At 57.0% G+C, this 25,476-nt stretch carries 16 protein-coding genes and 2 pseudogenes; 4 read left to right on the top strand and 14 right to left on the bottom strand.

From position 1 onward, the window contains the following. The first annotated feature begins 7 nt into the window (after nucleotides 1-7). From QF039_RS15105 to QF039_RS15095, 3 genes and pseudogenes are all read left to right on the top strand, one after another. Nucleotides 8-809: pseudogene (locus QF039_RS15105) on the top strand (carbohydrate ABC transporter permease). A gap of 10 nt (nucleotides 810-819) precedes the next feature. Then, nucleotides 820-1,092 (top strand): DUF2160 domain-containing protein, encoded by a 273-nt coding sequence (locus QF039_RS15100; RefSeq protein ID WP_003218532.1) that lies wholly within the window; start codon nucleotides 820-822, stop codon nucleotides 1,090-1,092. Nucleotides 1,093-1,127: 35 nt separating this feature from the next. Then, on the top strand, nucleotides 1,128-2,870 hold the full coding sequence (locus QF039_RS15095) for an ABC transporter substrate-binding protein (RefSeq protein ID WP_003218534.1): 1,743 nt from the start codon (nucleotides 1,128-1,130) through the stop codon (nucleotides 2,868-2,870). A gap of 170 nt (nucleotides 2,871-3,040) precedes the next feature. On the opposite strand, the gene QF039_RS15090 is transcribed toward QF039_RS15095, so the two are convergent. From QF039_RS15090 to QF039_RS15050, 9 genes are all read right to left on the bottom strand, one after another. Then, a complete protein-coding gene (locus tag QF039_RS15090; RefSeq protein ID WP_307519201.1) occupies nucleotides 3,041-4,681 on the bottom strand; it encodes a BatD family protein in 1,641 nt (546 codons plus the stop codon). After that, nucleotides 4,678-6,420 carry a tetratricopeptide repeat protein gene (locus tag QF039_RS15085; RefSeq protein ID WP_307519200.1) on the bottom strand — a complete coding sequence of 581 codons (1,743 nt, stop codon included), beginning with the start codon at nucleotides 6,418-6,420 and terminating at the stop codon, nucleotides 4,678-4,680. Before QF039_RS15085 ends, QF039_RS15090 begins: the two co-directional genes overlap by 4 nt. Further along, nucleotides 6,417-7,505: a VWA domain-containing protein gene (locus QF039_RS15080; protein WP_003218538.1), complete on the bottom strand. Its 1,089-nt coding sequence runs from the start codon at nucleotides 7,503-7,505 to the stop codon at nucleotides 6,417-6,419. The genes QF039_RS15085 and QF039_RS15080 overlap by 4 nt, the downstream gene beginning before the upstream one ends. Further along, nucleotides 7,498-7,992 carry a DUF4381 domain-containing protein gene (locus QF039_RS15075; protein ID WP_003218539.1) on the bottom strand — a complete coding sequence of 165 codons (495 nt, stop codon included), beginning with the start codon at nucleotides 7,990-7,992 and terminating at the stop codon, nucleotides 7,498-7,500. Before QF039_RS15075 ends, QF039_RS15080 begins: the two co-directional genes overlap by 8 nt. Beyond that, entirely contained in the window at nucleotides 7,989-8,921 is a 933-nt protein-coding gene (locus tag QF039_RS15070; RefSeq protein ID WP_003218540.1) for a DUF58 domain-containing protein, read from the bottom strand. The genes QF039_RS15075 and QF039_RS15070 overlap by 4 nt, the downstream gene beginning before the upstream one ends. Nucleotides 8,922-8,926: 5 nt before the next feature. Then, nucleotides 8,927-9,886 (bottom strand): MoxR family ATPase, encoded by a 960-nt coding sequence (locus QF039_RS15065; RefSeq protein WP_003218556.1) that lies wholly within the window; start codon nucleotides 9,884-9,886, stop codon nucleotides 8,927-8,929. Between the two features lie 310 nt (nucleotides 9,887-10,196). Then, the gene (locus tag QF039_RS15060) at nucleotides 10,197-10,553 is read right to left on the bottom strand and encodes a hypothetical protein (RefSeq protein ID WP_003212949.1); all 357 of its coding nucleotides are present in this window, start codon (nucleotides 10,551-10,553) and stop codon (nucleotides 10,197-10,199) included. Nucleotides 10,554-10,636: 83 nt separating this feature from the next. Then, on the bottom strand, nucleotides 10,637-12,355 hold the full coding sequence (locus QF039_RS15055; protein ID WP_307519194.1) for an ATP-binding cassette domain-containing protein: 1,719 nt from the start codon (nucleotides 12,353-12,355) through the stop codon (nucleotides 10,637-10,639). A gap of 36 nt (nucleotides 12,356-12,391) precedes the next feature. Next, nucleotides 12,392-13,582 carry a YcaO-like family protein gene (locus tag QF039_RS15050; RefSeq protein ID WP_307519192.1) on the bottom strand — a complete coding sequence of 397 codons (1,191 nt, stop codon included), beginning with the start codon at nucleotides 13,580-13,582 and terminating at the stop codon, nucleotides 12,392-12,394. Between the two features lie 1,020 nt (nucleotides 13,583-14,602). On the opposite strand from QF039_RS15050, the pseudogene QF039_RS15045 reads away from it, so the two are divergent. Then, nucleotides 14,603-19,463 (top strand): annotated as a pseudogene (locus QF039_RS15045) (NAD-glutamate dehydrogenase). A 100-nt stretch (nucleotides 19,464-19,563) separates the two neighbouring features. Here QF039_RS15045 and QF039_RS15040 read toward each other — a convergent pair. The 5 genes from QF039_RS15040 to QF039_RS15020 all read right to left on the bottom strand — a co-directional run bounded on the left by QF039_RS15040 (nucleotide 19,564) and on the right by QF039_RS15020 (nucleotide 25,443). Next, entirely contained in the window at nucleotides 19,564-21,300 is a 1,737-nt protein-coding gene (locus QF039_RS15040; protein WP_307519190.1) for an ABC transporter ATP-binding protein, read from the bottom strand. Beyond that, nucleotides 21,297-22,010: a lasso peptide biosynthesis B2 protein gene (locus QF039_RS15035; RefSeq protein WP_307519188.1), complete on the bottom strand. Its 714-nt coding sequence runs from the start codon at nucleotides 22,008-22,010 to the stop codon at nucleotides 21,297-21,299. The genes QF039_RS15040 and QF039_RS15035 overlap by 4 nt, the downstream gene beginning before the upstream one ends. Beyond that, entirely contained in the window at nucleotides 22,003-23,577 is a 1,575-nt protein-coding gene (locus QF039_RS15030) for an asparagine synthase-related protein (RefSeq protein ID WP_307519186.1), read from the bottom strand. Before QF039_RS15030 ends, QF039_RS15035 begins: the two co-directional genes overlap by 8 nt. A 460-nt stretch (nucleotides 23,578-24,037) precedes the next feature. Beyond that, the gene (locus tag QF039_RS15025; protein ID WP_177029354.1) at nucleotides 24,038-24,721 is read right to left on the bottom strand and encodes a GntR family transcriptional regulator; all 684 of its coding nucleotides are present in this window, start codon (nucleotides 24,719-24,721) and stop codon (nucleotides 24,038-24,040) included. Nucleotides 24,722-24,738: 17 nt separating this feature from the next. Continuing rightward, nucleotides 24,739-25,443 (bottom strand): FadR/GntR family transcriptional regulator, encoded by a 705-nt coding sequence (locus tag QF039_RS15020; protein WP_003212959.1) that lies wholly within the window; start codon nucleotides 25,441-25,443, stop codon nucleotides 24,739-24,741. Nucleotides 25,444-25,476 lie beyond the last annotated feature (33 nt).

Here is a 25,476-nt window from a genome sequence, read left to right as displayed (position 1 = left end):
CGCCAACATGAGCAAGCGCAAGGTAATCCCGCTGCTGGTCTACATCCTGTTCCTGCTGGTGCCGATCTACTGGCTGCTGAACATGTCCTTCAAGAGCAACACCGAAATCCTCGGCGGCCTGACCCTGTTTCCGCAGGACTTCACCTTCGCCAACTACAAGGTGATCTTCACCGACCCGAGCTGGTACACCGGCTACCTCAACTCGCTGTACTACGTCAGCCTCAACACCGTGATTTCCCTGAGCGTGGCGCTGGCCGGCGGCCTACGCGTTCTCGCGCTACCGCTTCCTCGGCGACAAGCACTTGTTCTTCTGGTTGCTGACCAACCGCATGGCGCCGCCGGCAGTGTTTTTGCTGCCGTTCTTCCAGCTGTATTCGTCCATTGGCTTGTTCGATACGCATATCGCGGTGGCCTTGGCCCATTGCCTGTTCAACGTGCCGCTGGCGGTGTGGATTCTCGAAGGTTTCATGTCGGGCGTGCCCAAGGAAATCGACGAAACGGCCTACATCGACGGGTACAGTTTTCCCAAGTTTTTCGTGAAGATCTTCATCCCGCTGATTGGCTCGGGGATCGGCGTCACGGCGTTTTTCTGTTTCATGTTTTCCTGGGTTGAGCTCCTGCTGGCACGCACGCTGACGTCGGTGAACGCCAAACCCATCGCCGCAGTGATGACCCGTACGGTTTCGGCCTCCGGCATCGACTGGGGCGTGCTGGCGGCGGCGGGGGTGTTGACCATTTTGCCAGGCATGCTGGTGATCTGGTTCGTTCGCAACCATGTGGCTAAGGGCTTTGCCCTGGGCCGGGTCTGAGGAGTCGATGATGGAATGGATGGCCTGGACCACCCCGACTGCACTGTTCTTTGCCGCGATCGGCCTGCTGCTGGTGGGCATGACGACCTGGGAATTGCGCTCGCCGAGTATCCCCCGGCGCGGCTTTTTACCGATCAGCACCACCCGTGGTGATCGCTTGTTTATCGGTCTTCTCGGCAGCGCCTACCTGCATTTGTTGGTGATCGGCGTAACCGGCTGGAGCATCTGGGTGGCGTCCGCGCTGTCTCTGGTGTGGCTGTTGTCTGTGATGCGTTGGGGCTAGCTGCCCCTTTTGAACCCCAAAACCAGGAGGTCTCTATGTTCGATAAAAACAATAAGCTGCGACATAGCATTTCATTGGCGGCCGTGCTGGCGCTCAGCGGGCTCAGTGCTGCGGCCTGGGCGGATGCTTATGAAGACGCTGCGAAAAAATGGATCGGCAGTGAGTTCAAACCGTCGACCCTCACCGAAGCCCAGCAGCTTGAAGAGCTGAAGTGGTTTATCAAGGCCGCGGAGCCGTTTCGCGGGATGAAGATCAACGTGGTGTCGGAAACCCTCACCACCCACGAGTATGAATCCAAGGTGCTGGCCAAGGCCTTCAGCGAAATCACCGGGATCAAGCTGACCCACGACTTGCTGCAGGAAGGCGACGTGGTGGAAAAGCTGCAAACCCAGATGCAGTCCGACAAGAATATCTATGACGGCTGGGTCAACGATTCCGACTTGATCGGTACGCACTTTCGCTATGGCAAGACAGAATCCATCACCGACCTGATGGCCAACGAAGGCAAGAACTTCACTTCACCCACCCTGGACATCAAGGACTTCATCGGTATTTCGTTCACCACTGCGCCCGACGGCAAGATCTACCAATTGCCCGACCAGCAGTTCGCCAACCTGTACTGGTTCCGCGCCGACTGGTTCGAACGGGCAGACCTGAAAGCCAAGTTCAAGGAGAAGTACGGCTATGAACTCGGCGTGCCGGTGAACTGGTCGGCCTACGAAGACATCGCCAAATTCTTCAGCGAAGACGTCAAGGAAATCGACGGCAAGCGCGTCTACGGGCACATGGACTACGGCAAGAAAGACCCGTCCCTGGGCTGGCGCTTCACCGATGCCTGGTTCTCCATGGCCGGTGGCGGCGACAAGGGCCTGCCCAACGGTTTGCCGGTGGACGAGTGGGGCATTCGCGTGGAGGACTGCCACCCGGTGGGCTCCAGTGTCACCCGTGGTGGCGACACCAACGGCCCGGCGGCGGTTTATGCCACGCAGAAATACGTGGACTGGATGAAAGCCTATGCACCACCGGAAGCGGCGGGCATGACCTTCTCCGAATCCGGTCCGGTGCCGTCCCAGGGCAACATCGCCCAGCAGATCTTCTGGTACACCGCGTTCACCGCCGACATGACCAAGCCGGGCCTGCCGGTGGTCAACGCCGACGGCACGCCGAAATGGCGCATGGCGCCATCGCCCGTCGGGCCTTACTGGGAAAAGGGCATGAAGAAGGGCTATCAGGACGTAGGTTCCTGGACGTTCCTCAAGTCGACGCCCGAGAAGCAGAAACTGGCGGCCTGGCTGTACGCGCAGTTCGTGACCTCGAAAACCGTGTCGCTGAAAAAGACCATCGTTGGCCTGACGCCGATTCGTGAGTCTGACATCAACTCCCAGGCCATGACCGACCTGGCGCCGAAACTCGGTGGGTTGGTGGAGTTCTACCGCAGCCCGGCCCGGGTGGAGTGGACCCCGACCGGCACCAACGTGCCGGACTATCCACGGTTGGCGCAATTGTGGTGGAGCCATATTTCGGAAGCGGCCAGCGGAGAGAAGACGCCGCAGCAGGCGCTGGATGGGTTGGCCAAGGATCAGGACGCGATCATGACGCGCCTGGAGCGCTCCAAGGTGCAGCCGATTTGCGGGCCGAAAATGAACGAGGAACGGGACGCGCAATACTGGTTTGACCAGCCGGGTGCGCCGAAACCGAAGCTGGCAAATGAGAAGCCGCAGGGTGAGACGGTCAGTTATAACGAGTTGCTGAAGTCGTGGGAGGCGGCGCGCAAGTAACCCAGACGCCGCAGATCAAAATGTGGGAACCCGGTTTGTGTGGGAGCCGGGCTTGCCCGCGATGCAGGCACCTCGGTCTGTCAGTCAGACCGCGGTGATGCCATCGCAGGCAAGCCAGCTCCCACACAAGCCCGGTTCCCACATTGGGTTTTGGGTGTTTCTGAGAGGGGCTATTTGGGATACAGCGGCGGCAAGCTGGTGCTGTCCCCCGCAGGGTCCTGCTCGCGCTCCGCCATCGGAATCGCCTTCACCGCCCGCCACAATTCCTCTCCCTGCCAATACTGCCCACTCTCGCTGTACAGCGCGCCGTTCAACCCATCCAGCGCATCCGACAACGGCACAAACCGCGCCGCCATATCCGCCAGGGTCTCCGGCTGCTGTCGCGCCCAGGCATCCAGCGCCTGACGCGTAGCCTGCGGGTCATTCGCCTGGCTCGCCCGCTTGAGGTCGTCCAGTAGGGTTCGCGGGCTCGGGCCGGTTTGCGCGGCACGCAAAATCGCCGGCTGCCAGCGTGCACGCCACCACAAACCGAAGCCCAGCAGGGTGGTGCAGGCCAGGATCAGGCTGGTCAGTTGCCAGATCCACAGGCTGTCGTTGTCCGGCGCGGTGATCACGGTCGGGCTGGCCGGCGTGTCCACGATCAGGCTCGGGTTGGTCGCCACCTGCAGGGTGCGCGCCGGCAGGCTGGTGCGTTCCAGATGGTCTTCGTGGGTGTTCCACCACACCACTTCCACCGCCGGCAGTTCAAGCGCGCCAGCGCGGTTGGGCACCAGCGCTTCGCGGTCTTCACGGCTGCCGATCAGGCCACGGTCGTTGTTCTGGTTGCTCAGCACCGGCTGGTCCGGGTAGCGGCGCAGGCCGGGGATGTCGCTCAGTGCCAGCGGTGGCAGTTGCGCGCCGGCCAGGCCTTCGGCTTTCAAGGTCAGGCTGCGGGTCAGGGAGTCGCCCACCTGTACATGATCGGGCTCGGGGTTCCAGCTTTCCGTGAGGGTCAGGCTGCGGGCCGGCAGCCAGGGAGCATCCGCCGGGTACAGCGCAGGCTTGGCCTTGACCGTCAACGACAGCTCCGGCGAACTGACGTGAATCAGCTTGCCGGGCTTGGAACCCTGGGGGTTGTTGTCCTGGGCGGGCCGTGGCTCTACCAGGGTGGCGCTGAACGTCTGCGTCGGAATGGTCAGCGTGCCGCTGTGCTGCGGGTAGATGGCATAGCGGGTTTCGATCACACCGTGGCGGATGCCGTTGATGACTTTCTCGTAGGTGCGCGACTCGCCCAACTGCTCGATGCGCGTATCGGCGACCTGCAACGGCGTGAGGCTGCTGTCGTCATACAGCGATACCGAGTGGTAGACGCGCACGGTCAGCAACGCCTGGGCCTGGACGTAGACGCTGTCCTGGTCGAGGTTGGTTTCGATGAACACAGGAGCCAGTTGGGCCTCGGTGTTCTGGCTGACGGTTTCCACCACTTGCAGGGTAATCGGCTGGGTCTTGAGTTCGCCGATCTGCAACGGTGGAATCACCACGGTGCCGTTCTCCTTGGGCAGCAAGGTGATGATCCAGCGGGTGGTGGCGTGGTTATCGCCACCCAGGGTGGTGAGCTGGTTGATCTGGCGCGTGCCGCTCACTTCAAACAGCGGGTCCAGCGGCGCCAGGTCCGGTTTGCCGAACAGCGTGACATCGTTGGACTCCACCGTCAGTTCCACCGTCTCCCCGGAATTGATGCGGCTGCGGTCGACACTGGCCACCAGGCCGGCGGCCTGGGCCTGGCTGGCCCACAACGCGAGGGTGAGAAGTAAGGCGGTGCAGCGGTTCATCGAGTCTTGTCCTGATGTTGTTGCTGTTCGTACCAGAATTTGCGTCGCAGCAGCTCGCCGGGGTTGTCCGGGATCTGCCGCAGCCATTGTTCCAGGGCCTGGCGCTGCTCGCCTTCAAGCGTGCCGTCGACCGGGCGCAGGGGCGGGGTGGTGGTTTGTTCATCACCCAACTCGCTGCCAGGTACCTCGTTGCTGCCGGCGTGGGGCGTGGCCCCGGTTTGCGTGTCGGTCGCGCCGGGCTGGCCCTGGACTTGGGACGTCTGCTCGCCACCGGTGGCGGTCTGGCTGCTGGCGCCCGGTTGCGCAGTCTGGCCGGGTTGGGTGGTTTCGTCATCCTCGTTTTTTGCAGGCTTGGCCGGCTCGGTTTTTTCCGGTTCCTGTTGCATCAGGCTTTCCACCAGCGCCTTGTTCTTCAGCGCCGGCTGCAAGTCTGGCTGGGCTTCGAGGGCTTGTTCGTAGGCATCGATCGCCGCTTCCAGCTCGCCGCTTTTGGCCAGGGCATTGCCTCGATTGTAGTGGGAATAGGCGTCGCTGCCTTCGGCAAACCGCTTGGCGGCTTCGGCATAGTTGCCCGCTTCATACAGTGCGACGCCTTGCCATTGCGGGTCTTCGAAATGTTCGGCTGCTTCGGCCGGGCGTTTTTTCTTCAGCAGCAGTTGGCCCTGTTGGTCGGGGCGCAGCCACAGGTCCTGGAAGTCGAAGGCATAGCTGGGCTGCGGCGCGCCCAACAGCAGCAACGGCAGGAAGAACAGCCAGCCCCGGCGCCCGGCGCAGGCAGCGAGCAGCAGCAGTGGCAAGAGCAACCAATAACCCTGGTCGGCCCAGGTATCGAGGTGCAGCAGTTGGCCGTCATTGCGCAGGTTTTGCGGGCCATCCAGCAGGCCGAGGTGGCGCAGGTCCTTGTCGTCCAGGCGGGCCTGGCGGTAGCGGCCACCCATTTCGCTGGCGAAGGCCTTGAGGGTCGGGCTGTCCAGGCGCGGTACGAGGATTGCGCCCTGGGCGTCCTTGAGGAACTCGCCGCTTTCCTGGGTCACCGGCGTGCCTTCGCGGCTGCCAATGCCGAGGATCGACAGGCTCGGCGCCTGGTTGCCTTGCAGCTGCAGGCGGATCCCCTGGCGTTCCTGCTTGGACAGCGACGAACCGATCAGCAGCAGCCGACCCTGGCCGAGGCCGCCATGCTTGAGCAGGCTCAGGGCCTTCTCCACGGCCAGGTCGGCGCGGTGGCCGGGCTCGGGCATGATCGAGGGGCGCAGGGCTTCCAGCAGGTTATGGCTGGTGGCCAGGTCGTCCGAGAGTGGCACCAGCGTATGGGCGCTGCCGGCGTAGACCACGATGGCGGTCTGCGCATCGCTGCGGGCCTGAAGCAGGTCGAACAGCTTGCGCCGTGCCTGTTCGAGGCGGCTGGGCGGGCTGTCGGTGGCGAGCATTTCCGGGGTCAGTTCCAGCAGCACCACCAGCGGGTCGGCGGGCTTCTGGCTGGACTGTTCGACGCGTTCCCAGCTCGGCCCCAGCAACGCTAGCACGGCCAGCAGCCAGGCAATCCCGAGCACCACCCACGGCGATTTGCTCTCCCGGCCATTGCCGCCACTGAGCAATGCGGCGTGGAACGCCGGCGGCAGAATCATCTGCCAGCGCCCGGCGCGTTTCTGGCGGTGCCACAACTGCCACAGCAACCAGCCGAGCAGCGGCAGCAGCAACAGCCACCAGGGGCGGAACCAGTGCGGCCACAGGGCGATCATCGACGCCTCCGCAAACGCAGGCGTTTGAGGCGTTCACGCCATTCAGGATTGGGTTGCAGGAAACGGCCCTTGCTTGAGAGTTTGTTGAACAGGCGTTGCAGGGCGTTATCCGGCCAGCGTTCCTGGATCACCAGCAGCATGCTGAGGATCAGCGCCAACGCCAGCGGCGCGCTGTACAGCGCCTGGGCGGGGCGGGCCTGGGTGGGTTGCTGGGCCACGGGTTCGAGCTGGTCGAGGGTTTCCTTGATCTTCAGCAGTTCGTTGCCGTCGCGGGCGCGGAAGTAGCGGCCGCCGGTGGCCTCGGCGATGGCCTTGAGGGCCGGTTCGTCGAGGTCGAGGCTCGGGTTGACGCCGAGGATGCCCAGGGAGCCGGTTTGCTCGGGGTCTGCGCCGATGCCGATCGGGTAGATTTTCACGCCTTCTTCGGCGGCCAGGCGGGCGGCGGTCAGCGGGTCGATTTCGCCGGCATTGTTGGCGCCGTCGGTGACCAGGATCAGCACCCGGCTTTGCGCCGGACGCTGGCGCAGGCGCTTGAGGGCCAGGCCGATGGCGTCGCCAATCGCGGTGTTTTTACCGGCGATGCCAATCCGTGCCTCATCCAGCCAGGTGCGCACGGTGCGCCGGTCAAAGGTCAGCGGCGCTTGCAGATAGGCCTGGCTGCCGAACAGGATCAATCCCACGCGATCACCTTCGCGGCCCTCCAGGAAATCTCCCAGCAGGTGCTTGACCAGGCTCAGGCGGCTGACGTCTTCGTCTTGCCATTGCATGTCGGGGAAGTCCATCGAGCCGGAAACGTCCACCGCCACCAGCAAGTCGCGGCCGCTGGCTGCAATCGGCAAGGGTTCGCCCAACCATTCCGGGCGGGCGGCGGCGGTCAACAGCAGCAGCCACAGGAACACAAACGGTGCTTGCTGGCGCCATCCCGGCAGGTTGACCCGCGCGCGGCGGCGGGCCAGGCCTTCGAGGTCGCTGAGGAAGCTGACTTTCAGCGCCGGTTCGCCGCTGTCGGCCACCGGCAGGATGAGGCGCAGCAACCAGGGCAATGGCAACAGGGCAAAGATCCACGGCCAGGCGAACTCAAACATGTTTGCGAATCCAGGTGTCGACGGCCTGGGTCAGGCCGGCGATGGCCTTGTCGTCGAGTTTGCATTCGGGCTTGTAGGCGCCTTCCACCAGCACCATCCAGCGGGTCAGGCCGGCGGCGGGGCAGCGGTTGTCGAGGAACGCCAGCCACTTGCGGCCGTTGAGGGTGTGGCTCTGGCTGTAGGGGTAGTCGTTGCGGCACAGGCGCTTGAGCAGGCCGTTGAGCTGTTGCAGCCAGGCACCGGCCGGTGCGCCGTCGTAGGGTTTGGGCATCAGCGCCAGTTCGGCGAGGGCGGCGATGCGCAGCGGGTCCAGGGGTTGTTCGGCACGGGCCAATGGGCGCTTGGCTGGCAGGAAACGGCGCAGCCACCACAGGCCCCAGCCCGCCAACGGGATGATCAGCAGCAACAGCCACCAACCCGGCGCCGGCGGCCAGAAGCCGATCACTGGCGGGGCGATCAGGGGTTGCAGTTGGTCGAGGCTGCTCATTGCTTTTTAACCGGACGTTGCGGGTTCAGGTATTCGCGCAGTTGCTCGACCATTTCACCCTGGGTACTCAAGGGCATCAACAGCACCCGCAGCTTTTGCGCGAGCAGTTCCCAGCGTGCGCTGCGGGCTTCGGCCTGGGCCTTGTAGGCCTGGCGCAGATCAAAATTCAGAGTGTCCAGTTCCAGCTGTGCGCCGCGCTCGGCGAAGCGCAGCAGGCCGGCGGCGGGCAGGGCGTGGTCCAGCGGGTCGGAAACCGGCAACAGCAGCAGGTCGCAATGCCGTGACAGCAGGCTCAGCTGTTGCTCGGCGCCTTCGGTCAGGGCGCGCTCGTCACAGATCACAATCACCAGGCTGCCCGGGCGCAATACTTCCCGGGCTCGGCGCAAGGCCATGCCGAGGGCGTCGGCTTCGGGGCGGCGTTCGGTGTTGAGGCTCTGGTTGACCCGTACCAACCGGTTGAGCAATTGCAGCAGGCTTTGCTTGCTGCGCCGGGGTTTGATTTCGTAGTGCTCGCTGTCACCGAACACCAGCCCGCCGACCCGGTCGTTATGGCCCAGCGCCGCCCAGCCGATCAGGCTCGCCGCCTGGGCCGCCAGCACCGACTTGAACATCTGCCCCGAGCCGAAAAACAGCCGGCAGCTTTGCTCCACCATGATGAAGATCGGCCGTTCGCGCTCTTCATGAAACAGCTTGGTGTGTGGCTCCTGGGTGCGTGCAGTGACGCGCCAGTCGATGGTGCGCACATCGTCGCCGGCCTGATACACCCGCACCTGGTCGAAGTCGACCCCGCGCCCGCGCAGTTTCGAGTGGTGCAGGCCGATCAGCGGGCTGCGCTGGCTCGGCGTGGAAAACAGCTGCACTTCCCGCACGCGATGACGCATCTCGATCAATTCGCTCAGGGTGACACGGGTTCCATCGCCAGCGTTCATAGGCGTCAAGCGACGGCAACGACGTCGAGAATGCGTTGCACCACGCGGTCCTGGTCGATGCCGGCCGCTTCGGCCTCGAACGACAGAATGATGCGGTGGCGCAGCACGTCGAACAGCACCGCCTGGATGTCTTCCGGGCTGACGAAATCGCGGCCGGCCAGCCAGGCGTGGGCCCGGGCGCAGCGGTCCAGGGCAATCGAGCCACGAGGGCTGGCGCCATAGGCAATCCATTCGGCCATTTCCGGATCGAACTTGGCCGGGGTGCGAGTGGCCATGACCAGTTGCACCAGGTATTCCTCCACCGCATCGGCCATGTACAGGCCGAGGATTTCCTTGCGCGCGGCGAAGATCGCCTGCTGGCTGACGCGCCGCTCGGGCTTGGTTTCACCGTTGAGGGCTTCGCCACGGGCCTGCTGCAGGATGCGGCGCTCGACGGCGGCATCGGGGAAGCCGATTTTCACGTGCATCAGGAAACGGTCGAGCTGGGCTTCGGGCAGCGGGTAGGTGCCTTCCTGCTCGATCGGGTTTTGCGTGGCCATCACCAGGAACAACGGCGACAACTCATAAGTGCTGCGCCCCACGCTGACCTGGCGCTCGGCCATGGCTTCGAGCAATGCCGACTGCACCTTGGCCGGGGCACGGTTGATTTCGTCCGCCAGCACCAGGTTGTGGAAGATCGGGCCTTGCTGGAACACGAAACTGCCGGTTTCCGGGCGATAGATCTCGGTGCCGGTGATGTCGGCGGGCAGCAGGTCGGGGGTGAACTGGATGCGATGGAACTGTGCCTCGATCCCTTCGGCAAGCTCCTTGATGGCCTTGGTCTTGGCCAGCCCGGGAGCGCCTTCAACCAGCATATGGCCATCGGCGAGCAGGGCAATGAGCAAGCGCTCGATGAGTTTTTCCTGGCCGAGAATCTGCGTTGAAAGAAAGGTTCGCAGCGCAAGCAGCGCTTCACGATGTTCCATCGATGACGGTTCCTGGAGAGGTGAGACTGGGCATTGCGAAAAATGCCAGGCCTGGGGGCGTTACTTTAATGCATCGGAGGGGGTGGAGACTAACGGCGCGGGGGGTATTTTTCGGGAAATGTGGGAAATGTCTGAGGTTTTTTCCGATAGGCGCCTGCCTTTGTGGCGAGGGAGCTTGCTCCCGCTGGGTTGCGCAGCAGCCCCAACAAGGCTGCCGAGTTTTTCCAGGCAGAACGCAGTTGGCTGGATTGGGGCCGCTGCGCAGCCCAGCGGGAGCAAGCTCCCTCGCCACATTGTGCGGATTTGGCAACTAGGCCCGGATATAGGTCCCGGTGCCCTTGAGAATGTTCTGCAGGGTTTCTTCCACTTCGGCCAGATCCGACTCGGCGGTGCCGTGGGTGATTGCCAATTGATCGTGGCCGCCCAATGCATCGGCATCCGCCGCGCCAATCTCCACCAACAGTGTCGTGGCACTCAGGGTGATCTTCAGCCCGTCCAGGGTCGACGGCTCGTAATCCCAGGTGACTTCCACCTCGTCCTCGTCCGGATAACGGGTCACCATGAACATCTCGCCCTTGTCGCCGTGGCAGCAGAGCATGGCCATGTTGTCTTCTTCGTCATCGCACGGGTTGACGATCAGGTGGGCGGTGGTGAGTTGCAATGGCATGGTTAATCCTGTCTGGGGGAGGGCGAAGCAGGGCAATTGTGCCATTGCGGCGAATTTTGTGCTGCATCGTGTATGAGGGGCTCCTAGCTGTTGCCGGTTTGGTTTTCCAGATCAAAGTCACTTAACAGCGTCAAGATCGACGTTTTGTTAGCCAACTCGCTCCAAGGGCCTTGATCAATGATTGCTCCGTTTGACATGACAATAACCTGATCAAAACGGTGCAGGTGGCGGACATCATGTGTGACGCATATCAATCCGCGTTTGCCGAAGGTATCGAACAGCAGATCCCACACAGGCGTGGCCAGTTTTTGTTCAATGGACGCGCTGGGTTCATCGAATAAATTGAATTCCCCGGGCCTGTTGACGAGGCGCAGCAGGGACAGACGCTTTGCTTCGCCTCCTGAAATATTGGACGCGTTTTCGCTGAGGCTGCGGTTTAAAACGATTTCTTCCAGGTTCAGTTGTTCAATTGCGTGGTTCAAGTGTGGGGAGGGGGGGATTCCAAACAGTACGGAGTGATCAAAGTAGCCTTCCAGGAACTGGGGCGACTGGGGGCAATACCTCAGGTACCTCAAATGCGCTTGGGCACTCAGTTCGCAAATGGGCTTGTCGTCGATAAGCAACCTGCTTGTCAGTGAGGGGTTCAAGCCTGCCAGCACTTCCAGCAAGGTAGATTTCCCCGCTCCACTTGGCCCAGTGATGGCAACTGACTGACTTTGGGTAAATTCGATGGCTGTCTTGATGGTCAAGCGGATGGAGCTGGTGTCAGTCACGATGCAGGGATTAAGTATTAACGTTGATTTGGGCTGTAGCGGTATTTCGAGTTGGCCGTTGTCGTCGCCAAAATTTGGTAACGACAGTAGGTGCAGGAGTCGGCGCTGGTCTGCGAGAAATTGATCCAGTACCCGGTAGCCTTCTGTAAGCGCAGTAATGTTGATTAAGAAGCTGCCAGCGATTGAGAATGTCGCAACTAATTGCCCAAGACTAATAACGGGTTGTCCTGAAAGCTGATCCAATACCCCCCAGCCAAGTAGCCCTCCGGTGGCAAGGCTGATGAATAGGATCTTTATACCGTTTAAAAAACCGCCGGAGCTTGTAACTGTTACCGCGGCATTGGCGTATTGGGTGAAAGCTTCATTCAAAGGGTGTGTGGCAGTATGTTCTGCTCCTTCCAGTTTTATAGACTTCCCCGATTTTAAAGTGTTGAACAGAATGGCACCCAGCTCATCTTCTTGTTCGTTGATCCTGTCAATGTGCTTTCTCCGCCATCTTATGATTTTGTGGGCTGTAAAAAGATAGATAGCACTCAGGCCGATCACAGCGAGGAACACTCCGCTACCACCCATATACAAAAAGGCTCCCCCAACAATTAGCAACTCCAGGCACATAGGAAATGCGACAGTGACGAAAAACGTAAGCAATTTTTCGTGAGCCGTGATTCCGCGTTCCACAGACTTTATGAAGTGGCCAATGCGCCATGAGCTAAAGTGATGAAAGTCTTTGTGCAGTAATTGCCCGATCCAATTGATCGAAGCATCTCTTACGATTTGTTGGATTAGCTTGGATAATAGGAATATTTGCGCAGGGTTTACTAAGGCCTGAATGCATCCGGCCAGAATGAAGCCTGCAATCAGTATGAATAAGGTGTTCATTGTTGGCTGGTTGTTGCTAAGTGCGTCTACGACTTCTCCTAGCAGTAAAGGTGGCGCGAGCGCTATAAGTTTAAGCCCTATTGTGGTAAGGATGGTAGACGTAAGCAGAGCTGTATGCTGTTTGCATGCTATTTTAACAAGTGTTTGCATTTGGTCGCCTATAGGCATTCTTCGCTGCATTCATACTTATAGTGTAGGGGTGGGGTAGCTGAGTAGAGTGTGCTGGGGCGCTACCAAGTTTCCACTTCTAATAATGTTGAAGCGCTCAAGGCTGGGGATGTAGATTTGTATAACGCTACAGCCGTTGGCAAACTTGGTGAGTGTTCTGAAGAATATTTTCTTTCCGTCATTGGAAAGGCTGTTTTGTAATGTTTGCAGCTGATGCGGAACGCTTGCTGAGAATTGTTTGTGTTGATGTTTAATGAGGGGCAGTCTCAAGTTCTTTATTGAGGAGAACTCAATGAGAGGTTTGAGCTTTTCTGAGCTAGACAGCAGCTCCAGGGTTTTCTTGTCCAGCTCCTCTCCTGCAGCGTCATACAGTTCGTTTGCTTGGAATTGCTCCGTCACCGCTCGCTGCAAAGCTACGTTAACGTCCAGCGAGCAACCTGAGCCAACAGATGCAATATGTAGATCGCCTGCGCCCGCTCTGGGGAAAGCTGCTGCAAAATAAACGCCTAAAAAATCTTTAATGACCACGATCTGGAGACGTTGGGCAGATTTTATTGCATACGGATTGTTATGTAGTGCCATCGCAAGGAGGGATGTGGACGGGGAGTATAAATTTATGGGTGGGCCGATTTTGCAAATTGCCATATAAAAAAGCGATAGAATGTGTCGCTCAATGACTTCGAGAATGCCGTGTAAGAGGGCCTCGTCTTCCGTACATCCGAATGCCATACCTGAATTGGATGAGTAGCGGGCTAGAAAATTTAAGTGAGAGTTTCCTTTGGGATGTTTGTTTTTGGCGATGGCTGGGCAGAGGAGCGCGTGTGGGACTAATAATTTTTCCTTTTTATCAAGGGTTGTGAGCGTTAAGCATTCAAGAGGCTCCTTGATTTGAGAACAGTTGAAGAGTAAGCCATCGATTTTTGCTGGCGCTTGTGCAGCAACTGCCTTGCAGTGACATGTCGTAATACCAAGGACGATTGGTTGGCCCGCGATAAGGTGCTCTAAGCTTTCAGCGAGTGCTCCAATAAGTGATTCGGGCCCTTTGCCTGCGCCCGATGCGACTAGTTGGCTATTTGCGTCGTACAGTTCCGTCGTCGCTACTAGGTTTTCTTTGTTTGCATACTGCGTAATCGCAGTTAGGCCAAGGCTATGAATGGTCTCTTTTATTTTTGATAGAGCATTGGTTGGGCTTAGTTCTCGCTCTGACATGCTTGCCTCGTTATTTTTGAATGCCGAAAGGATTTCCTTTCGGCATTTTTTAGCGGGTGCTTCATTTGTATGGAATGTCAGTTTGTGAGTGTGGCGAAGAAGTGGACCTCGGTCGCTAGTAAGCTTTCGGATGCGCCTGCGTTTTGCGGAAAGCCAGTCGGGATGGTTATTTCGGAGCGTTTATTACCCATTTCAATCACCTCGTTTCTATTTTGAATTAGAGGCACTCGATAGTGAGTTCCCCACTTGCGCGTAATTTCGCAAGTGATCAATTAATAGCAGTGGCCCTACCTCGATTCAATTGGTGTGAAGGCGCGAGCGTCCTGTGTTTGTGTAGGAATTATCTCGTCGGGGCGTGGGATGATAGTTGTCTATGTTTGATTTTTTGGCTTAGCTGCGTTTGTACGCAGCTGTTTCAATGGTTTGTGATGTTTATAGTTTTATGAGAGGTAGGCAAACTAAGAGCGGTTCGACAAATTACTCATTTAGCTTTTGATGTGATTGGGAGTTCAGCCTCTCAATTGGGAAGGGGGCGACCGCCGAGAATTTACCCTGATGATTCACTTTCTCAGGAGGCGCGCGGCATGCTGGCGAAAATGCGGCGAATTTTGTGCTGCATCGTGTGTCAGACCTTGAGGCATGACCTGGCGGGCAATATCAGTCATTTCCGGTACTCGGCGCCCCGGGATTTCTCCGAAAACACCCGGTTGCCCAAGTCGCAACCCGCCGGCAGCGTGCCGATGACCGAATATGTCGCAGCGTCGCAAGCAGCTTGCTTCCTACACTCGTTAAGCTGCGCAACGGATGTGCCTCGCCAGGAGTCTGACCTGCCCGTCGTACCGTCACCTGGCAAGGTGCGCATCTTATGGAAGTTGAATGTGACCTCATTGTCTTGTCCAGCTTCACCCACCTGTCACTCTGAATTCGTTACTGTAGACCGCGAACAGAGCTGACGGTCTCCCCGCAAGGGGATAACACGCGACGCTTCCATCAATAACAAGCCCAAGCGGAGTACCACAGATGGCGTTCTTCACCGCAGCCAGCAAAGCCGACTTCCAGCACCAACTGCAAGCGGCACTGGCGCAGCACATCAGTGAACAGGCACTGCCACAAGTGGCGCTGTTCGCTGAACAATTCTTCGGCATCATTTCCCTGGATGAACTGACCCAGCGTCGCTTGTCCGACCTGGCCGGTTGCACCCTGTCTGCCTGGCGCCTGCTTGAGCGCTTTGATCACAACCAACCGCAAGTGCGGGTCTACAACCCCGATTACGAACGTCATGGCTGGCAATCGACCCACACTGCGGTCGAAGTGCTGCACCACGACCTGCCATTCCTGGTGGACTCGGTGCGTACCGAGCTGAACCGCCGTGGCTACAGCATCCACACCCTGCAAACCACCGTACTCAGCGTGCGTCGTGGCAAGAAGGGCGAACTGCTGGAAATCCTGCCCAAAGGCACCCAGGGCGAAGACGTTCAGCAAGAATCGCTGATGTACCTGGAAATCGACCGTTGCGCCAACGCCGCCGAGCTGAGTGTCCTGAGCAAGGAACTTGAGCAGGTACTGGGCGAAGTGCGCGTTGCAGTCGCCGATTTCGAACCGATGAAAGCCAAGGTCCAGGAGCTGCTGGCCGGTATCGACGCCAGCCCGTACGTGATCGACGGCGAAGAAAAAGCCGAGATCAAGAGCTTCCTGGAATGGCTGGTGGGCAACCACTTCACCTTCCTCGGCTATGAAGAGTTTGTGGTACGTGACGAGGCGGACGGCGGTCATATCGAATATGACGCCAACTCGTTCCTCGGTCTGACCAAACTGCTGCGCCCGGGCCTGACGGCCGACGAGCTGCGCATCGAAGACTACGCGGTGAACTACCTGCGTGAGCCGGCCGTGCTGTCGTTCGCCAAGGCTGCACACCCAAGCCGCGTGCACCGCCCGGCCTACCCGGACTACGTGTCGATCCGCCAGATCGACGCCGACGGCAAGGTCATCAAGGAATGCCGCTTCATGGGCCTCTACACCTCCTCGGTGTACGGCGAAAGCGTGCGGGTGATTCCTTACATCCGTCGCAAGGTGACGGAAATCGAGCGTCGCTCGGGCTTCCAGGCCAAGGCGCACTTGGGCAAGGAACTGGCCCAGGTGGTCGAGGTTCTGCCCCGCGATGACCTGTTCCAGACCCCGGTGGACGAGCTGTTCAGCACCGTGATGTCGATCGTGCAGATCCAGGAACGCAACAAGATCCGCGTGTTCCTGCGCAAAGACCCGTACGGCCGTTTCTGCTACTGCCTGGCCTACGTGCCGCGCGACATCTATTCCACCGAAGTGCGCCAGAAGATCCAGCAAGTGCTGATGGATCGCCTGAAAGCCTCGGACTGCGAGTTCTGGACGTTCTTCTCCGAGTCCGTACTGGCTCGCGTGCAGTTGATCCTGCGGGTAGACCCGAAGAACCGCCTGGACATCGACCCGCTGCAACTGGAAAAAGAAGTGGTGCAGGCCTGCCGCAGCTGGCAGGACGACTACTCCAGCCTGGTGGTGGAAAGCTTCGGCGAAGCCCATGGCACCAACGTGCTGGCTGATTTCCCGAAAGGTTTCCCGGCCGGCTACCGCGAGCGTTTCGCCGCGCATTCGGCCGTGGTCGACATGCAGCACTTGCTCAGCCTGACCGAAGCCAACCCCGCTGGTGATGAGCTTCTATCAGCCGCTGGGCCAGGTTTCCGGCCAGCGCGAGCTGCATTGCAAGCTGTATCATGCCGATACGCCGCTGGCGCTGTCCGATGTGCTGCCGATCCTGGAAAACCTCGGCCTGCGTGTCCTGGGTGAATTCCCGTACCGCCTGCGTCATGCCAATGGCCGCGAGTTCTGGATTCACGATTTCGCGTTCATCGCCGCCGAAGGCGTGAACCTCGATATCCAGCAATTGAACGACACCCTGCAGGACGCATTCGTGCATATCGTGCACGGCGATGCCGAAAACGATGCGTTCAACCGTCTGGTGCTGACGGCCGGCCTGCCATGGCGCGACGTGGCGCTGCTGCGTGCCTACGCCCGTTACCTGAAGCAGATTCGCCTGGGCTTCGACCTGGGTTACATCGCCAGCACCCTGAACAACCACACCGACATCGCCCGCGAGTTGACCCGGTTGTTCAAGACCCGTTTCTACCTGGCACGCAAGCTCACCGCCGAAGACCTCGAAGACAAGCAGCAACGCCTGGAACAAGCGATCCTCACGGCCCTGGACGACGTTCAGGTGCTCAACGAAGACCGCATCCTGCGTCGCTACCTGGACCTGATCAAGGCCACCCTGCGGACCAACTTCTACCAGGCTGACGCCAACGGCCAGAACAAGTCGTACTTCAGCTTCAAGTTCAACCCGCACGCGATTCCTGAGCTGCCCAAGCCGGTGCCGAAGTTTGAAATCTTCGTCTACTCGCCTCGGGTTGAAGGCGTGCACCTGCGCTTTGGCAACGTCGCTCGCGGCGGCCTGCGTTGGTCCGACCGTGAAGAAGACTTCCGCACTGAAGTATTGGGCCTGGTAAAAGCCCAGCAAGTGAAGAACTCGGTAATCGTGCCGGTGGGCGCCAAGGGCGGTTTCCTGCCGCGTCGCCTGCCGTTGGGCGGCAGCCGGGACGAGATCGCGGCCGAGGGCATCGCCTGCTACCGCATCTTCATTTCCGGCCTGTTGGACATTACCGACAACCTGAAAGACGGCGCCCTGGTGCCACCGTTGAACGTGGTGCGCCACGACAACGATGACCCGTACCTGGTAGTAGCAGCGGACAAGGGCACTGCGACCTTCTCCGACATCGCCAACGGCATCGCCATCGACTACGGTTTCTGGCTGGGTGACGCGTTCGCTTCCGGCGGTTCTGCCGGTTACGACCACAAGAAAATGGGCATCACCGCCAAGGGCGCGTGGGTGGGGGTGCAGCGTCACTTCCGCGAGCGCGGCATCAACGTCCAGCAAGACAGCATCACCGTGGTGGGCGTGGGCGACATGGCCGGCGACGTGTTCGGCAACGGCCTGTTGATGTCCGACAAGCTGCAACTGGTCGCCGCCTTCAACCACCTGCACATCTTCATCGATCCAAACCCGAACCCGGCCAACAGCTTCGCTGAACGTCAGCGCCTGTTCGACCTGCCGCGCTCGGCCTGGACCGACTACGACACCAGCATCATGTCCGAAGGCGGCGGTATCTTCTCGCGCAGCGCGAAGAGCATTGCCATCTCGCCACAGATGAAAGAACGCTTCGACATCCAGGCCGACAAGCTGACCCCGACCGAACTGCTGAATGCCTTGCTCAAGGCGCCGGTGGACCTGTTGTGGAACGGCGGTATCGGCACCTACGTCAAGGCCAGCACCGAGAGCCACGCCGATGTGGGCGACAAGGCCAACGACGCCCTGCGCGTCAATGGCAACGAGCTGCGCTGCAAGGTGGTGGGCGAGGGCGGTAACCTCGGCATGACGCAGCTGGGTCGTGTGGAATTCGGCCTCAATGGCGGCGGTTCCAACACTGACTTCATCGACAACGCCGGTGGTGTGGACTGCTCCGACCACGAAGTGAACATCAAGATCCTGCTCAACGAAGTGGTGCAGGCCGGTGACATGACCGACAAGCAGCGCAACCAGTTGCTGGCGAGCATGACCGACGAAGTCGGCAGCCTGGTGTTGGGCAACAACTACAAGCAAACCCAGGCCCTGTCCCTGGCTGCCCGCAAAGCCTTCGAGCGCGTGGCCGAGTACAAGCGCCTGATGAGCGACCTGGAAGGCCGTGGCAAGCTGGACCGCGCCATCGAGTACCTGCCGACCGAGGAGCAGCTCAACGAGCGCGCCGCTGCGGGCAAGGGCCTGACCCGTCCGGAGCTGTCGGTACTGATCTCCTACAGCAAGATCGACCTCAAGGAAGCGTTGCTCAAATCCCTGGTGCCGGATGACGACTACCTGACCCGTGACATGGAGACCGCTTTCCCGCCGAGCCTGGTGGCGAAGTTCTCCGAAGCCATGCGTCGCCACCGTCTGAAGCGCGAGATCGTCAGCACCCAGATCGCCAACGACCTGGTCAACCACATGGGCATCACCTTCGTTCAGCGCCTCAAAGAGTCCACCGGCATGAGCCCGGCGAACGTGGCGGGCGCCTACGTGATCGTGCGTGACATCTTCCACCTCCCGCACTGGTTCCGTCAGATCGAAGCCCTGGACCACCAGGTCTCGGCCGACGTGCAACTGGAGCTGATGGACGAGCTGATGCGCCTGGGCCGCCGTGCCACGCGCTGGTTCCTGCGCAGCCGTCGCAACGAACAGGATGCCGGACGTGATGTTGCGCACTTCGGTCCGCACCTTGCCGCGCTGGGCCTCAAGCTCGACGAACTGCTGGAAGGCCCGACCCGCGAAGGTTGGCAGAACCGTTACCAGGCTTATGTCGAAGCCGGTGTGCCGGAGTTGTTGGCGCGCATGGTTGCAGGCACTACCCACCTGTACACCCTGCTGCCGATCATCGAAGCCGCCGACGTGACAGGCCAAAGTGCGGCAGACGTCGCGAAGGCTTACTTTGCCGTCGGCAGCGCCCTGGACTTGCCGTGGTACCTGCAGCAGATCAGCAGCCTGCCCGTGGGCAACAACTGGCAGGCCCAGGCCCGCGAAGCCTTCCGCGATGACGTGGATTGGCAGCAACGGGCGATCACCATTTCCGTACTGCAAATGGCCGATGCGCCAGAAGACATGGAAGCCCGCGTGGCCCTGTGGCTTGAGCAGCACCAGGACATGGCTGATCGCTGGCGCACCATGATGGTGGAGATTCGTGCTGCAGTCGGCACGGACTACGCCATGTACGCGGTAGCCAACCGTGAGTTGCTGGACCTGGCGATGAGCGGTCAGTCGGTGCTGTAATGGGTCTGATTGAGCGTTAATACAAAAAGCCCGGTATCGAAAGATACCGGGCTTTTTGTATTCAGGATGCCTAATTCATACTTCTTAAAATTAGAGTGGTCTATATTGTTGCTGGTTTGGATAGGTTTTCATAATACCAACCTCTCGACGATATAAGCTGCGCTGGTGAGCCGGTCTCCACTATTGAGCCGTTTAATAAGACAATAATGTGGTCAGCTAACCCGGCATCCTCAAGGTCGTGAGTGATAATTATCCTTGTTGTATGGTGTTTGAGGGTTTGGAATATGTAGTCATTTATTATTTTTTTTGAGTTGACGTCCAAAGAGTTTGTAGGCTCGTCTAGAAGTAGCAGTTTGGAATTTCTTGCAACTGCTCTTGCAAGAGAAATTCTTTGTTTTTCTCCACCGGACAAGCCTTCAAGTGTTCGCTCAGTTCCATCTTCTTCCATCATGGGGGGCATGTTTGAGCTGTGATAAAAACTGATTGTCTTGTCGTAGTGCTGGTTGGAGGTGGAAAATATATTGTTTTTTATTGTTCGATTAAACAGGCAATGTTCTTGAGGAACATATCCCAGGCGGCAACGCAATTTTTTTACGTTGGTATGGGATAAGCGTTCCGAGTCTACATATATGTGGCCTGAGTGGAGGTTGTAGAGTCCGGCAAGTGATTTGAGCAAGGTACTCTTTCCAGAGCCGGAACTGCCCACGATGGCCATAGATTCACCTGGAGGAATTTTAAATGATACATTTTTTAGGATGAATGAGTCATCAAATCCTTTTACGTAAATATTGTCCACTTCTATTGATGGCGCGGATAACGCTGTACAGTCTATTTTATGTTGCTTGTAATCGAGTGAGCGGGTGAGCAAAAAAGCCGAATTTTCTGCAATGGTAACGGACGCTCTTTTAATGCTGCTGATGACTAGGCCAAAATAGCTGACGGGTAAAACAAACTGTAGCAAATAGGCATTGATCTGTACAAAGTCACCCACCGAAATCACACCCTTCGATAGATCTACGGCGGATAAAACGGTGATTATTGTAAGGCCCGCACCCATTACCGCTATCTGCGCCCCTCCGATGAATTGGTTTGTTATGGTATTTTTTACTTCGCTGGTATTAATTTCATTTAAGTTTCTTTCTATGTTGAGTTTTTCGGTGTTTTCGTTTGAATGGGCGATTACTATTTCGCGGTTCTTAAGAAGGTCTAAAATTACTTCGTAAGCGGTTTGTGAAATTTTGTTTGAAGTAGTCTGTCTTTCTCCAATGAGTTTGAATGTAAAGTAAGAAATGGTGCCAAAGGCAAATACGACTAAGGCTAGTGTGAGGGAGTAAATGACTGGCAAAAATTGTATGAGGATGCCTATTGATAAGAAAAATCTTACAATTAGTGGTAATACTTGCGAAAGTACACCGTCTAAAAAGATAGGTAAGGCAGAATTTATTCGAGAAAATTTGTTGGCAAAAACTCCGCTCGACATCGCTGGCTGGCTGGAATCCCATATGAAAATCGTATTTAAGCAGAAACGAATGCTGGCCTCTTTTTTGATTTGCTCAATTAAAATGCTGCTAAATACGGCTCTGAGCCTGAGCATAAGTTCAGAGGCTAACCAGACCAAACCATACGCTGCGCCTACCCATGCAAGATTATAACTGGGCAGGTTTTCGCTGTAAGAGTCAATCAATGTTTTTAGCAGTGCGGGCGCTGCCACCGAAAAGACCACGGTTAAAATATCCATTACTAATGAAAGCGCAAAAAAAAGCTTTAACTTGTGCTCGGCGACTCCCATTATGCTGAAGCAGATTCTAATGCAAGTAAAAAAATCTTTTCCTATCATCCAGTTGCACCTATGGAAACGATAATGGCGAGATCTTGAGGTAGTTCGGCTTTGTCGAGAATGACTCCGTATGGCCCCTCAGTCCATGCGTGAGAAATAAATGGGTGTGTTTGAACACCAATGTTGAATGAACATCTAAGGCTTTCTTCGAATGCAATCCTAGATAGGCTGTATGCGAATTCGAGGCATTTTACTTCGACGCTCAATAATTTAATTGCAAAATTAATGTTATTCCCTATCTTTACCAGTCGCCGTTGGCTCGTTTTTTTCTGGTGAGCACTGCTTGCTCTAAGGTCGTTTAATAATTTCGAAAGCTTGCCTGCTTCGGTGAGTGTTTTAGCGCGTTTTAGATAAATAAATGCTTTGATAAACAATGTAGGAGTTAGATCTCCCAGTCGCCAGGAATCGTCTCCGTTACGCCACTCACAGGTAAATGCGCCTAGGCTATTTTTTACATCGGCAAATGGTTTGCCAGGATTCCGTTCCTCAATGGACAAGATTCCACACTCAGTTAGTTCGCTTATAAACTCCCTGTCCTTTGATGTTAGATGGTTAGGCGATTTGTGAATTATTGACTCTATGAATTTTCCCTGATCAGGTTCAAAAAAAATAAACCGATCCTTTGTTTCGTCCAGGCTCACAATTTGTGAGTTGTAAATTACGCTGTGCAGGCCTTTTGCCCACTGTACTACTGGTTCTTTATTAGCCATTTATATAAGGCTCCCAGTGCTTTATGAACATGTTTGCTGTGTATAAGTGTATAAGCGCGTGTGGGCACTGTATTGCGCCTACAGCGATCCCGCTTATCAGTCTTTGAATGCGGTCCGTGTCAACAATGTCCAGTTCCACGAGTGGTCCATTTAAAATAAGTTGTTCGATTTCAAATCGGTTCGCCAATAAAGATTTTTGTGTCAGGCCCATCGCACTCCCTTTTCTGGTGTTCCATAAGGAGTTATCGCTATATCGATCAAATGCAGATTGCCGTAGAAAATGCCTGTCGAATTTTCCTTTTATTAATTTATGCGAATGTACCTGTAAAGCAGTAGCTAACGACTCAGGCGATAGGAATGGATATAAATAGCGGCCAGGTACACCCGAGAGTGGTGAGGTAAGCATTTCATACTTGTTTATGAGCGCATTTTGCGTTCGGTCTCGTAAAGATATCCGATGATCATTGTTGTCTACTTCGTAAGAAGACCTGTTGTTGCTTTCTTTGTCTATATGTTCTGGTTTTAGAATTAGATTTGCACCGTAGTCAATAGCTAAACATTTTTCTGGGTCATTCACTCGGTTAAGTGTTTGGTGGTAGCTGGACTTTGAGGCGGCGTACATGCTCGCGATAGGTGATCTAAAATACTCTGAAAGATTTTTCAGTGTTATGGCTGCGGTAATGTAGCGTCTTTCTTTGATGAGTTCTATAACAAGCCCTTTCTGAGGTAGCGCACAAAACAGCGCGTCTCCGCCGGCGCCGTTGATAAGTGTAGTATTCTGATTAGTGATTAAATCATTAGAAAAGTCTAGATAGGCAGTGTTGACCAAGCCGGTATGAGGAAAGCTAGGTAACAATGTCGTGCAAGGCTGACATCCAAATGGTAGGGAGTCATCATAGTTTAGTATGGTGATATCGCACTTGTAACGCTCGGCGGTTTTTATTACTGATTGGGTATCGTCTCCTGATGCGCAAAAATGGTCTGTAATATGATAAAGTTTTAAGCGTTCGGGACAGAGTCTTAGAAGTATATGCAGTAATATAGTGGATTCCAGTCCGCCGGAATATTCAAGCCCAATAGTGCCGGTACTTGGAATGCTTTTTTCCATATGTGTTTCTAGAATATCCAAAAAATTTACACGTCTGGCAGTATCCCAGTCGCGGTTGATTACGACCCAGTTGACAATGTCGAGTGCGGTTCCTGGTGGCAAATACAATACGCCCGCAAACGGTGAGCTAAAGCACGGTTGTGTTCCATACATGAGGTATTTTATGAAGTGTTCTTTGTTTATTTTAGGTGTCTCATGAGATTTTTCGATTGTTGTCTTCAAATCAGAGCTGATGTGGATATGCTCAGGTGAACGCTTGTTAACGTATAGTTGGTGTTTGCAGTGGTGGCCGGTTTCTATGAAATTGCCTTTAAGCGAGAGTATTGGTTTGCCTCTTTCGCTCAGTATGTGTTCATTTGGATCCTTGGGGTTGGGTAGTAGGGTATATCCAACGTTGGTAATATCTGGGGTTTTTACGAGGATTGCTACTCTGTCTTTTATTTCAATCATGAAGTGCATCCAATGCCTCCATCCCTTTGAATCGTTATTAAATGATTAAGCATCCAGCGACTCTTCGCTCGCTGGACGCTTAATCAGTTTATTTTACGATACTGGGTACTTGGCCCATTGAGGGTGTTCCAAGTTTGGCCCGCCCGGTGGCCCTTGGATATTTTTTGCTGCAGGTAGTTGAATCAGGTTTTTAAAGTTCATAGCAAATCTCCTTTATCAAACGTGATTTGGTACTGACTTTGAATCGAAATGATTCAAGAGCAAATTTAGAATCTTGAGTCCAAAAGTACAGACTCAGAATTCCTCAAATATCGTAGGAAAGTTCCCGAGCGAGAGGTGTCCTAGCGAAGCCAAACGCTGGCATGCGCAATCGGGGCTGTAACCAGCTTGATTGAGCGTTAAAACAAAAAGCCCGATATCGAAAGATGCCGGGCTTTTTTGTGTGCGCCATTTACAGGCTCGACAGCTGCTACGTGATAAGGAGCTTGGCTTCCAGATGGTCCAGATGTTGAGTCATCAAGGCTACGGCTTTGCCGGCATCGCCATGCTCCACCGCATCCACAATCGCCCTATGTTCCTGCCATGCGCAATACGTGCAAGCCTTGGCCTCAAACTGCGCAATCGCCAATGAGGTCAGCGGCACCAGGCTGTTGAGAAACTGTGCCAGCGGCGCGTTGCCCGCAATTGCCGCCAATTGCAGGTGAAATTCCCCGGAAAGGCGAATCGCCGGGCCACGTTCGTCACGCTCGATGCAGTCGCGCTCCCGTGCGATCAACTCCCGCAGTTGGCGGATCTGCGCCGGTTTCGCCTGGGCACACGCCAACTGCACCACGGTGATTTCCGTCAGGCGCCGCGCCTCGAGAATCTGCTGGGTCTGTTGTGCATCCGGTGCCGCCACCTGGGCCCGATGGTTGGGCCGCAGGATGATCACTTGCTGGTGCGACAGCCGCGCCAGCACCCGGCGAATCACGCTGCGGCTGACGCCAAAACTTTGCCCGAGGCTCTCCTCGGTAAAACGGCTGGCGGGGGCGATGCGTTGTTCGAGAATGGCGTCGAACAGTGCCGGGTAGATGTCGTCCACCGAGAGTTTCGGCTTGCCCACCAGGCGCAACGGCGTAAAGGGGAAAGGGGTGTGCAGGGCGTGAGCGGTCATGCGCGGTCTCCTGGAAGTCAGCTACCCAGATGGTCATCCGGGATGTTCAAGCGAATGCCCATGCGTAAGCCTTCCTGCAGGATGTGCCGGCGCATTTCGGCGCTGGCCAGGGCGCTGTTTTTGTTGCGGATCGCGCGCACCACGGCGTCGTTTTCCTGCAAGCGTTCCGCCAGGTGTTCGGGGGAGTTGCGCAGCACCTGGGCGCTTTGCTTGAGGGCGTTGCTGGTCTGTTGCACCACGTTCTGGAAGATCGGGTTGGAGGTCAGGGCGAACAGTTCTTCGTGGAACGCGATGTAGGCGTTCATCCCGGCTTCGCTGTCGCCGGCGTCGAGGGCTTCGCGCATGTCCATCAGGGTCAGGCGCAGTTGCCCGACTTCCTTGCTGCTGATGGATTGCGCCACTAAACCTACGATAAAGGGCTCGAGGGTGTAGCGCAGTTGCAGGATGTCTTCGAGGCTGGCGTCGGCCACGCCGCTGTCCTGGGCCTGGGATTCGCTGAGGGTGGTCTCCAGCACCACCACGCCCTTGCCGGGCATGGAACGTACCAGGCCGAGGGTTTCCAGCACGATCACCGCTTCGCGCAGGCTTGGGCGGCTGATGCCCATTTGCTCGGCCAGTTCACGCTGGCCGGGCAGCATCTCGCCGCGCCGCCACTGACCCCTCGCCAGGGCGGCGCGCAGTTTTTCTACCACTGAATTGACGACGGTTGACGAGGTGATCACGTGTGGCTCCCTTTAAATTGAACTGTCTGCTTG

It is taken from the genome of Pseudomonas sp. W2I6, from assembly GCF_030815935.1.
GTDB lineage: Bacteria > Pseudomonadota > Gammaproteobacteria > Pseudomonadales > Pseudomonadaceae > Aquipseudomonas.
Note: the sequence above shows the minus strand (reverse complement) of the source record. Positions and strands in the feature narration are given on the sequence as shown.